9 protein-coding genes and 1 pseudogene are annotated in these 10,854 nt (G+C 36.9%); 5 read left to right on the top strand and 5 right to left on the bottom strand.

Going from position 1 to position 10,854, the window contains the following annotated elements; all coding sequences use genetic code 11:
• Positions 1 to 441: pseudogene (locus AB7E63_RS12425) on the bottom strand (transposase); the annotation flags it as partial.
• A 352-nt stretch (positions 442 to 793) separates the two neighbouring features.
• On the opposite strand from AB7E63_RS12425, the gene AB7E63_RS12430 reads away from it, so the two are divergent.
• Positions 794 to 1,153: a hypothetical protein gene (locus tag AB7E63_RS12430; protein ID WP_006341919.1), complete on the top strand. Its 360-nt coding sequence runs from the start codon at positions 794 to 796 to the stop codon at positions 1,151 to 1,153.
• Between the two features lie 126 nt (positions 1,154 to 1,279).
• Here AB7E63_RS12430 and AB7E63_RS12435 read toward each other — a convergent pair whose 3' ends face one another.
• Complete coding sequence (locus AB7E63_RS12435; RefSeq protein ID WP_006341920.1) at positions 1,280 to 3,271, bottom strand: hypothetical protein; 1,992 nt, start codon at positions 3,269 to 3,271, stop codon at positions 1,280 to 1,282.
• 804 nt (positions 3,272 to 4,075) lie between these two features.
• On the opposite strand from AB7E63_RS12435, the gene AB7E63_RS12440 reads away from it, so the two are divergent.
• Positions 4,076 to 5,287: a cation:proton antiporter gene (locus tag AB7E63_RS12440; RefSeq protein WP_006341923.1), complete on the top strand. Its 1,212-nt coding sequence runs from the start codon at positions 4,076 to 4,078 to the stop codon at positions 5,285 to 5,287.
• A 116-nt stretch (positions 5,288 to 5,403) separates the two neighbouring features.
• Here AB7E63_RS12440 and AB7E63_RS12445 read toward each other — a convergent pair whose 3' ends face one another.
• Together AB7E63_RS12445 and AB7E63_RS12450 are read right to left on the bottom strand one after the other, a co-directional pair.
• Positions 5,404 to 6,375: a quinone oxidoreductase family protein gene (locus AB7E63_RS12445; RefSeq protein WP_006341924.1), complete on the bottom strand. Its 972-nt coding sequence runs from the start codon at positions 6,373 to 6,375 to the stop codon at positions 5,404 to 5,406.
• Between the two features lie 32 nt (positions 6,376 to 6,407).
• Complete coding sequence (locus AB7E63_RS12450; protein WP_006341925.1) at positions 6,408 to 7,127, bottom strand: MgtC/SapB family protein; 720 nt, start codon at positions 7,125 to 7,127, stop codon at positions 6,408 to 6,410.
• 188 nt (positions 7,128 to 7,315) lie between these two features.
• Between AB7E63_RS12450 and AB7E63_RS12455 the strand changes: the two genes are divergently transcribed.
• The 3 genes from AB7E63_RS12455 (at position 7,316) to AB7E63_RS12465 (ending at position 8,750) form a co-directional block, all read left to right on the top strand.
• Positions 7,316 to 7,621 carry a hypothetical protein gene (locus AB7E63_RS12455; protein ID WP_006341926.1) on the top strand — a complete coding sequence of 102 codons (306 nt, stop codon included), beginning with the start codon at positions 7,316 to 7,318 and terminating at the stop codon, positions 7,619 to 7,621.
• A 257-nt stretch (positions 7,622 to 7,878) separates the two neighbouring features.
• On the top strand, positions 7,879 to 8,157 hold the full coding sequence (locus AB7E63_RS12460; RefSeq protein WP_006341927.1) for a hypothetical protein: 279 nt from the start codon (positions 7,879 to 7,881) through the stop codon (positions 8,155 to 8,157).
• 14 nt (positions 8,158 to 8,171) lie between these two features.
• Positions 8,172 to 8,750 carry a hypothetical protein gene (locus tag AB7E63_RS12465; RefSeq protein WP_006341928.1) on the top strand — a complete coding sequence of 193 codons (579 nt, stop codon included), beginning with the start codon at positions 8,172 to 8,174 and terminating at the stop codon, positions 8,748 to 8,750.
• Here the strand turns inward: AB7E63_RS12465 and AB7E63_RS12470 are convergent.
• The gene (locus tag AB7E63_RS12470; protein WP_006341929.1) at positions 8,747 to 10,657 is read right to left on the bottom strand and encodes an alpha/beta hydrolase family protein; all 1,911 of its coding nucleotides are present in this window, start codon (positions 10,655 to 10,657) and stop codon (positions 8,747 to 8,749) included. The genes AB7E63_RS12465 and AB7E63_RS12470 overlap by 4 nt on opposite strands.
• Positions 10,658 to 10,854 lie beyond the last annotated feature (197 nt).

The raw sequence follows: 10,854 nt of genomic DNA on the forward strand, positions 1-10,854 counted from the left end.
TGTCCATGAATCTTTCAATCTAACGATATTTGTAGGTGATAGCCCTTTAGCATTTTCTCCCAAAATTGCCTCTAGAGCTTTCGGGAAATCCAAGGTGGATATTCCTTTAAGATACAAAGCAGGAATAGGTCCTTCTCAAATAAGGTGGCAAAATCGCACTTGTGAACTTGCCATCGTCTCTATGTCTTATTCTAGGCTGGCGAATTGCAATTGGGCCAAGACCGGTTTGAATGTTTTTTTCTGGTAAGTAACCATTTCTTACTGCAGGATATTGATGGGTAGATTCTTTCGATTGTTTGTAAAGTTCCAGATATTCTTGTACTTCAAATTCAATAGCTTGCTGTAACAATTTTTGAGCTCCTTTGCGAAGAATTTCTTCGAGAGGATTATTTTGTTCATTTGTTGATGGCATTTTTCTGAAGAAAAGCGAAAATCTTCCATGAGCGCACTCCCATTTAGTTTTTGTAGTAAAAAACATTTTAAGGATGCGCTCTCTTTTTTTCACCTCATACACAACTTTTGATCATATCTCGTACCACTGGTGTTAGGCTCTGTTGTGGCATTTAAAGTTGGTAAAGAAGTTTATAATTCTTTTTAACATTTTTTTTCTTGCAGTTGAGATAGTGAAAAGTTTTTTTTGTTCTCTATATTTCATAAACTTTTTCACTATGGTCTGCAATAAAATTTGATCCCTGTGCTTTATCTGGAAACGTATTTTTGCTTGACTTGATCAACAAATGCAGCTAAGAATTAGCTTAAATGCCTATGATTATTTAAATTTAGGGGAAAGTTTATGTATGATGCCACTCTAGTCCACGCACCAACGCCCTTTATTCAAACAAGCAACTGGAAAACCGTAAGAAAAATTGCATCTGAAACAATTAAAATCACAGCAGCCATAGCTGCTGGTTCATTTGTTGGTTTAGCGAGCGCAGTAACTTCTTTCTCTTACGCTGGAATAACAGCCTTTACAGTACAAGCAATCGTCACTGGAACAAATCTAATCATTTTCGGGCCAACAAAAGCTGTTGAGTCGACGGCTTTCAAAATATTCGGCATGAGTTTAATGACGTCTGTATGTACATTAGCTCCACTGGTAGCTGGTACTTTTGCGGCTGTTAAAGCGGGTTTAAGCGTTTATAAAAAATTGTGAAATCCCCCTTCTTGCACTTGGAAAGACCTTAATCTCTGCCTATCTTACAATACGCATTTCTTTGGCCTGCAAATAAAATCTCACCTCTGTCGCTATATCTAAAGCTATCGAAAAAAATTTGAAAACCTATCGTACAATAAAAAAGTGTATCCGGCATTTCTTTTGACCAACATCATTTTTAGGATCGCGAATCGTTACAATCGATCCAGTTACAGACTCGATATAACTTCCATCAGGAAAGATCTTTTTCAGTACTCCTGAAGGTAATTCAACGTGAAAGCGTTGAGATGGTAGCACAGGAAATTCAATGAACTGATCTCTTGCATTTGCAATGAATTCCTCAACCATTTCCTGTTCTTGAGGACGTCTTGTGAGAGCTCTATGGTAAGAAATCCATGCTGGATCATACTTAAAAGAAGGATTGAAAACATTTTCCTTTTCGATCTTGTGCTCAAACGTTACTGTAGCTCGAAAAGTTTGCGCCCTTGAAAACAAGCCATGTTCAACCTGGCAAAGCAAGGCGATAGCGGGTTCATAGATTTGAGGAGCTTTTTCTCGCGGATAGCGCATGCCAAATAACCATAACACTTCATTAGCAGCCCAAGCAAAATTATGAACGATAAGACTTTCCTCATTGAGAATCGGGTGACTTTTTGTCTGATCAAACCAATCTGTCACACGGGAAGCAACACGAAAAGAGGAGGATTCTTCCAATTGCTGACGGATTGATTTTTCCGAAATAACAGGAGCAGGGGCAGTAATCTCCGTGGATTTTTCTTTAAACATTTTTGAGCTTGTACCAGAAACTTCAAATTCTTGAGTCTCTTCATGTTCTGGAACAACAAAAGAAGTTTGCCTTAACTTTTTCTTTTTCTTTTTCTTTTTTTGAGGAGGCTTTGCCGTGGAAGCAGATTGTTTGGAAGGAGATTTTGGCTTTTGAAAAGATCTTTGAGCATCAGCTTCCCATTTCTGAATTTTTGATAAAAGTGAATAATTAAGGTCATTTTGGCTAATAAAATCTTTGCTAGAAACAAATGTCTCAGCACATACAACAGGCAAAGGCAAATTTGGATGTATTTTTTGATATTGCACAGTTTTTTCATACATCGCTGTGTACCATTGATCTAGTACAGGTGCAATTGGTTTGGCACACTCGAAGATTTCTTTAGCCATCCTTCCGAATTTTTGATTTCCAAAAAGATCAAAGACGATATCATCCACTTTAAAAGTGTTTGCATCCCAATCAAATAATTTTAAATATTCCCTCAGAACCTGTTCTTCAATTTTGGAATTTTCAAAAAATGCAGTTATCTGTTCATTAAGATCGTTCATATCATCGATCACTTCAGCTCTTTTACCCATTAATTCCTGAATGATGCAAATGGACAAGAAGGCATGTAAATAATGTTTAAAATTGTGATCAGATGATTCTGCCTTCTTTTGAATGACTTCTTTAAATAACTCATCATTTTTTTCCCTTTTAGGATTATGGAAGCAAAATTGAAGAAAAAGGAAAAAAGAATAATCTTCAATCGATAACAAATGTTCATTTATATATAGATCAATTTTTACATTTGAATCACCAATTAATATCAGTTTAAGATTGGTAGGGCTCTTTTTCATTAATTCGTTAATTTTTTCAGAAATAGCCGCTATCTGATAAAAGCTACGTGCATATAAACGCTTATTCGCGATTCTATTCAAAAGTTCATATAGCAAAAAGTATTCAGCTTCTTGAATGTTCTCTAACTTTTTATCAAGAATGACATTTAAAGCTTTTGCCTCATTTCCAAAAAAATCCCTGCTTATGGATCGCTCTTTTTTTTCAATCAGAGCTTGAATTTTTTTCATGGTTCGATAGGCTTCTTTGTCCTTATCTGAATCAACATATTCCACTATAGCCGTTGTGAATTTTTTTCTGGCTTGCTCATCAACACTATAAATGGGAGCTTTCTGAAGAATACATAAATATTTTTCTAGAATTTCGCCTTTTGATAAAGCGGGTTTGTCAGAACTTGGAACAACTCCATTTTCGGTATAGACCCAACCTTTATTGGAAACCAAGTTAAGTTCAATTGACCATTTATTAAAATGGCTTAAACATGAAATAGGAAACATTTTCTACCCATAGTAAAATACATAAATTAATTTATTATACATTAAGGCAGAAAAAATATTAAGAACAAATTATCTAACAAACAATTTTTATATGTTTTTTAATTTCCAGATACCGAGATAATTCAGATAAATCTTCAACTACTAATCCATATAATAAAAACGTCCTTTCTGAAGAATACCTATTGTTTAACATTTCAGAAGTTGGATTAGTGAAATAATTTCGAATCTCTCCCTCCAAAATAAATTGGCACTTTTCGATGACTTTTTTACTTTTGACATTAGCTTTATTGCAGCCAATTTCAACTCGGTCACATCTCATAAAATCAAAAGCAACACTTGTTAAAATTTTAGTAATTAACGTTGCAATATCCAATAGCCAATTTCAAAACATTTTTTATTTCTCGTTTTTGATGAATGCAAACTTTTGCAGAAATAGTTTGCGTCACTTGTACCTCTTTAAAAATGTTACATCTGCTTCAACTCATTTTGAAGCAGATCGGAAGCCATCTCCTATTTAAGAAAAGAATGTTCTTGGTATTTCATATGAACATTTTGCATCTCTAAGTTAAGATGCCAAATTGTTGTAAAAAAGGTTTTAGCCAATTTTTTTTTATTTTTTTCGAACAAAGATTAGCTTTTCATTATATCGTGATACCTTTAGGAATTAGTCACTTTTAGCCTTTAGAACCTTTTTCATTGCTTTTTGAGAAAAAATCTGTTTACTTGTGTCTAAGTGGCAACCTAGTGAGAACGTAGGATTTGTGCTAGATTTTTCCACTAAAATAAATGAACATAAAGTGGCATATGGAAGCACACACATTCTTAATTCAGCTTGTTTTAATCTTGTTTTCAGCTCGGTTGTTTGGTGAGGTTGCAGCCTACTTTCAGATTCCTTCAGTCATTGGCGAATTAGTCGCCGGTATTATCATCGGTCCAAGTGTTTTGGGATTAATTGAGATCAGCAATCCTATTCACCTCTTGGCTCAGATCGGTATAATCCTGCTTCTTTTTGAAGTTGGCATTGAAACTGATATCGGTCATTTATCTTCAGCAGGCGTAAAAGCCCTCATTGTTGCTGTGGGAGGTGTCGTTTTACCTTTTATACTGGGCTTTTTAATTAGCTACTACTCATTCGCTTTCTCCCTTTTGGCGAGTCTCTTCATTGCTAGCACTCTTACAGCTACGAGTATCGGGATTACTTTGAGAGTTCTGCGAGACTTAAAAAAGCAAAATAGCCAGGAAGCCCAGATCATCATCGGAGCTGCTGTTCTTGATGATATCATCGGAATCGTTTTGCTCGCGATGCTTTATGAATTTTCAGTCAGTGGAGAAATCAACTTACTGAGCACAGGGAAGGTCTTACTCTTCATTATCCTCTTTTTCTTTATCTCCCCCATATTGGCTAAAGCCGTTTCACAAATTATCAGAAAGTGGGATGAAAAAAGTGACATTCCGGGTCTTTTACCTACAACAATCGTTTCTCTCATCCTCTTATTTGCTTGGACAGCTCATTATTTAGGAGCTCCAGAGCTTCTCGGCGGATTTGCAGCTGGACTAGCCTTGTCTAGACAATTTTTTTTCCCATTTGCTGCGTTTTTACACGAGTCTAAAGAATTTAGTCATCGCGTTGAAAAGCAGATGAGACCTATTGTGCATTTATTCACCCCCATTTTCTTTGTGGCAATCGGTCTATCTTTAGACCTTAAAGCTGTAAACTGGCAGTCCATGTACATTTGGGCATTAACCGGTTCTTTGGTATTGGTTGCAGTCATCGGGAAGTTATTTTCTGCGTTTTTTCTCAAAGGAGAAAAACGGATCATGCAGTTTATCATTGGAACTGCCATGATTCCCCGCGGTGAAGTTGGCTTGATTTTTGCGAATGTCGGGCTTAATGCGGGCGTCTTAAAGAGCGACGTGTACGCAGCTATCATTCTCGTGATTACGATTACGACATTATTAGCCCCATTTTCTTTAAGATGGCTTTACAACTACTCTGAAAAAAGCACCGCTAATTAAAAACCTAATTTAGACTTTTAAATATTATCAAGCTAAAGCACACAAATGGGGATATTCGCTAGAAAATCCCTCATTTTTTTTCACTGCATATGTGTTTTGCCATCGCGCGGATGCACTTATGCTTTGATCTTCAAAACAATTTTTCCTATTGTTTGACGATTTTCCAGCAATCGATGAGCTTCCGCAGCCTGATCTAAAGGAATCACTTTGTCAATTGTCAGCTTTAACCATCCTTCTTGAATCCCTTTGATGACTGAGTGAGCTCGTTGAAGCATTTCATCTCGCGTAAGTAAATAATTCGGAAGACTACCTCCTGAGACTGTCAACGAACGAACCATTAGTGCATTTGGGGGAATAGGTTCTGCAGGACCACTTGCTGCCCCATAAATAACGATATGACCACGCAAAGCCGCGGCCTCTAAATTTCCCTTAAACGTTGTTTTTCCTACCCCATCAATGATGAGATCGGCCCCATGACCATCTGTTAAACGTTTAGTTTCTACCGCAAAATCTTTTTCATTATACAGAATAACGTCTGTAGCTCCAGCTTGGCGGGCAGCTTTTGCCTTTTCTTCAGTCGAAACAGTCCCAATGACTCGCGCTCCTAAATGACGTGCCCACTGAACCAGAAGCAGTCCCATTCCACCTGCTGCAGCATGGATAAGCACCACGTCTCCCTGCTTTGGCTTGCGAAATTCATGCAACAGATAATGGGCTGTCATGCCTTGCAAAGGGAATGCAGCACCTTGCTCTAAAGAAAAACTGCTGGGTAAAGGAATCAAACTTTTTGCATTAATAATACTTGCTTCAGCGTAAGCCCCAGGTTGATGCACATAAGCAACATGATCACCAACTTTGAAGTCTTCAACCCCTTCTCCTACTGCCTCAATAATTCCTGAAGCTTCAGAACCAGGAATATATGGAAGCGTTCTTGGATACGTTCCTCTTCGTTGGTAGATTTCCACAAAATTAACTCCAGCATAGGCTAATCGAACGAGCACCTGTCCTTTTCCAGGTTTACCTATGTCTGCATCTTGATAGCTTAAAACTTCAGGATCCCCATACTGACTGACAACAATAGCTTTCATCTCTTATTCCTTTGATTATTTTAGTTCATTTTTTACGAGCTGCTACCACTTTGTATATCGACTTTATCGCTTTCATAGGTTTCGATTTTTTCTATGCCAGGTAAATTTTTTAGAGCTTCTATAATTACAATAGATTCAGAACCCAAATTAGAATAAAAAAATAAATGAATCACTTCTTTATCTTTTAAAATTTCCACTTGCAAATTGGCTAAACGCAAAGCCGATTTTTGTAAAATCTCATCTAAAGCAATAAGTGAAATTTTCGGTGCAATAGCAAATCTGATTTCGCTAATAAATTTTTTCTTAAAGAAAATTTTCTCAAGGGGTTTGATTCCAGCCAAGACAATAAAGATCATGATCGTCATTCCAACCCCTGCGAGGTAGAGCCCACCCCCGATAGAAAGACCTACGGCTGCAACAGCCCATAAACTAGCAGCTGTTGTAAGTCCTCTTATGGCATTTTTCCAAAACAGAATTGTTCCTGCTCCAAGAAATCCAATTCCACTTGCAACCTGAGCTGAGATACGCGACGGATCAAGGACAACAAGTTCTTTTTGTAAAATTCCATTAAAACCATATTGTGAAACGATCATAAATAATGTGGAGCCCATACACACCAACATATGGGTTCTTAAACCTGCAAACCAGCTTCCCCTCTCTCTTTCTAAGCCGATCATGCCGCCCAAAATTGCGGCAAGAAATAACCTTAAAAGAATCTCCACATCAGAAAGCATTAATTGCTGATTAAACATGTATCTTCCCCACCATATTGGCTAAATTTAGGATACTAATCTCAAAAAATATTTATGCTCAATAAAAATATGAATAATCACAATGTTTTTTTGATATCGTTAGTTTTTTGTATTTAACTGATATAATCATAAAAAAATCATCCAAAAATTAAATAATATTATAATAAAGGCTTACTATAGGAGGTTCGATGAGCTCTTCTTCCGATTTTTACATCTTAGGCATGAATATTGGAGCTGATCAAAGGGATTACACTTTTCTTCATCATACTATCCCGACCTCGAGAAATGATACAGTTGGCTCTCTAGCTGATGAATATCAAAAAAATATTGAGCAAATGGAAGGCTTACCTCCTGAGTCTAATGAGTTGGATAGGCTAGCCCAAAAAAACAAGCCATTGAAGAAAAACTTTTTTATCTTCTTGAGCAAGAAAGAAGTCCACAGTTTGACCCACAAAATCCCCTTATTGCAGAGCTGGTTTTTAATAAGGGCTTAGACATCCTTGAAGCTCGCATTAACAATCCTAAATTCGAAGAATTAATCAAAAATCACGAACCAAAACTCCATGAAGCCTTAAAGAAAAGAGTCAAGAACAGAGGGAGCCAAACAATTTAAAGAAATATTCCCTAAACTATATCGCCATTTATCAACTCATCACAAAGACCAACTTCCAAAACCATTTAAAATTCCCATCTATGTTAAGTTAGCTAACCTCTTTTTAAGCATTTTTCCCAAGAGAACGGAAAAAAACCAGTGAATGACTTTCTTACCCCTCTGGAAAAACAGTTTCAGAAAATTATAAATCGATTATCCGAAAGTTTTTTCCAAAAAGTGATCACTCAACCTAATCGACCTGCAGTCATCTCCCTTCAAGAAGTTCAATCTTCGAATCCGCACGTCCTGGATATTTTGCAACAAGGCAAATATACAATCATGCGGCCTCTGAAAATTCGGACACAGCCATTGCCATTGAGACCCAACACTTTGAAGAATGCAAACCGCTTAATCTTTCTGCATATGCACAACAGCTAGACGATAATGTCGCAGTGTATGCTAAAAATAAAGAAACGAAAGAAGCATTTATTTTTCTTTCTGTCCACATCCCTGGCTACGAACTTGAATTTCCACGGGAAAATTTGAAAGATCATATCACAAGCACTGAAAATAAGTTGGAATCGGTTTTCGATGTGGTTAACGCCCTCCAAATGTGTATTTCAAAACTTAAAGAAAAGTATCCAGATGCCAATGTGATTATTCAAGGAGATTTCAATACGTATCCTGAATACTTTAATTCGGATCTCACTCCTGAAATTTCAGAAAAAATAGAACGTCTAAATATATTTTCTCACTTAGAGCAAAAACAAGATCTCGAGGTATATCGAACAGATAAGCCAACCGAGCTCAATCGACAAGCTCACAAGCTACAAGAACGAGAACTCGATTATGTACTGGTAAGCAAAAGTTTAAAGGATCGAGTTCATATGTTTGAACCCGATGATCAAGAACTTAGTCTAGCAAACCTTGCGGAAGATACAGTCCACTTTGATCCAATGCTCCTTTTTTCAGATCACAGACCATTGTGGACAAAAATTTCAGGCAAAAAAGACAACAAAGAAAACTCTTAGGAGTTTTCTTCCTCAAAAATAGATTTCTTTAAGTATTCATCTAAAAACTCTAAAATAATTTTGGAAGAGGAAATCTTATTTTGTTTCTTTGTAAAACCATGCCCTTCATCTTGATAAATTTCGTAGCGATAGGGCGTCCCATTTTTATTAACAGCTTCGACAATTTGATCAGATTCTGCTTGCAGAACTCTGGGATCATTAGCCCCCTGTATTACCAAAAGAGGTTTAGTGATATTTTTTGCATGAAAGAGAGGTGAAATACTTTCAAGATAAGCCGTATCTTTTTCCGGATCACCAATTTTTTGATAGAGGCTCTCCCTTTGATATTCCCACCAAGCGGGAATTTTTTTCAGAGTGCTGATCCAATTTGACAATCCAAACAGATCCACGCCAACAGCCATCTCTGAGGGACGAAACGCAAGGGCGGCAAGAGTCATATAGCCTCCGTAGCTTCCTCCAATCATTCCAATCTTATCGGCATCGACATAGCCTGTTGAAATAAGAAATTTCTTAGCCCAGATACAATCATCTAAATCGGCTTCACCATGTTTACGATCTGCAGCCTCATAAAATGTTTTACCATATCCGCTGCTCCCTCGATTATTAACAGCTATTACAGCATAACCATGGTTCACAAGATATTGAATGAGAGAACTGTATCCGACACAAGATTGCCCACCTGGCCCACCATGAACCCATATTAATGCAGGAATCTTTTGGCCGCTCTCAATGATTTTGGGTTTGTAATAGAGCGCCGGGATCATTAATCCATCGTAAGAAGGATATCGAATAACTTCACCCTTTACGAGATTTCTTTGATCGATATCGGGACTTAAAGAATCTGTAAATGGGTGAATGGATCCATCAGGCAAATGACAAATATATAAATTATTTGGTGAATCGCAATTATTCACTCCGAATAACATCCATTTTTCACTGCTTGAAATCTTGGCTAGCGTGATATTGCCTTCTGGCATTCCTGAAAATTGAACGGTTTTTTGTGCTTCCTGATCATAGACTTTTAAGACAGCGCATCCATCCTCATTTACAATCGTTACACGATATTTCCCATAATGAGAAAAGTAACAAGATTTGATATCCCAATCATACTTTTCCAGGATTTCAATATGTCCTGATTCGAGAGCATACGCGCAAAGAAAGTAGAACTCATCATTTTCATTTGTCATAAAGTAAAGGGTTTTAGAATCTAGACTAAATCCAGCACCTATTAAACAGAAATCCTCTGCATGAGGCATTATCGCCTTGAGCCCTTTAGTCGCTACATCATGTAAAAAAAGTTGATAGTTGTTATTTTTAATGATCTTTCGAACAATAATAGAGCGTTTATCCGGAGAAATACAATCGACCTCAAACCCTTGTTCATTTTTAAAGAGCAGTTTTGATGTAAAATCTTCTATCTCCATTTCATACAGATCCATATATTTAGGATCTCGATGGTTGGACAAAAAGAAAAAGCTGTTTAAGTCCTGGCTCCATCCCATAAACTCAGCTTTAGCTCCTGAATAAGGAGTTAAATCTCGCGAAGACTGCGCATTCTCCCACAAAAAAATGTGGTTAAGCTCATTGCCGGCTCCATCAGAGGTATAAAGAAATCGATCATCTTTAGGAAAGGTCGAAACGACAAAAATAGCACTGTCATCAGATGCTGTTAAGGACTTTAACTCCCCTTTGGGATTTTGAATGTCCTTAGAGTAAATATTAAAAATGCCGGTTTCATCACTTGAGAAGATCACTTTTGAATCATCAAAGGAGATCACTCCTCCTACATAGTTTTTTGTATTTAAGAATTGCTCAATACTATAGTGCTTAAAAGGACTATCCTCGGAAAATCCCGTTGCGAACTGACACGCAGAAAGAAAAATTAAAACAAATGTCACCCATTTCATAAACAATCCTTCGTGATTTTTCAGGAAATAATAGCTAAATTATTTTATTTTTGCAATTGGATGAAAATAATCTCTTACTAAATTCTTGACCATGCATGACAAGATACGTAGTGATAACCTTGTGCTTTATACTGAGATAAATGCTTCAAATTCGAAACATTTTTCCATTTCAAATGCCGCAACTTGACTTGATTCGT

It is taken from the genome of Parachlamydia sp., from assembly GCF_050255895.1.
Lineage (GTDB): Bacteria > Chlamydiota > Chlamydiia > Chlamydiales > Parachlamydiaceae > Parachlamydia > Parachlamydia acanthamoebae.

What these genes read in the sequence shown, in the direction of transcription:
- AB7E63_RS12450 (WP_006341925.1), bottom strand. Translation starts at nt 7,127, where the DNA reads ATGTTTAATCAGCAATTAATGCTTTCTGATGTGGAGATTCTTTTAAGG.
- AB7E63_RS12430 (WP_006341919.1), top strand. Translation starts at nt 794, where the DNA reads ATGTATGATGCCACTCTAGTCCACGCACCAACGCCCTTTATTCAAACA.
- AB7E63_RS12435 (WP_006341920.1), bottom strand. Translation starts at nt 3,271, where the DNA reads ATGTTTCCTATTTCATGTTTAAGCCATTTTAATAAATGGTCAATTGAA.
- AB7E63_RS12445 (WP_006341924.1), bottom strand. Translation starts at nt 6,375, where the DNA reads ATGAAAGCTATTGTTGTCAGTCAGTATGGGGATCCTGAAGTTTTAAGC.
- AB7E63_RS12455 (WP_006341926.1), top strand. Translation starts at nt 7,316, where the DNA reads ATGAGCTCTTCTTCCGATTTTTACATCTTAGGCATGAATATTGGAGCT.
- AB7E63_RS12470 (WP_006341929.1), bottom strand. Translation starts at nt 10,657, where the DNA reads ATGAAATGGGTGACATTTGTTTTAATTTTTCTTTCTGCGTGTCAGTTC.
- AB7E63_RS12440 (WP_006341923.1), top strand. Translation starts at nt 4,076, where the DNA reads ATGGAAGCACACACATTCTTAATTCAGCTTGTTTTAATCTTGTTTTCA.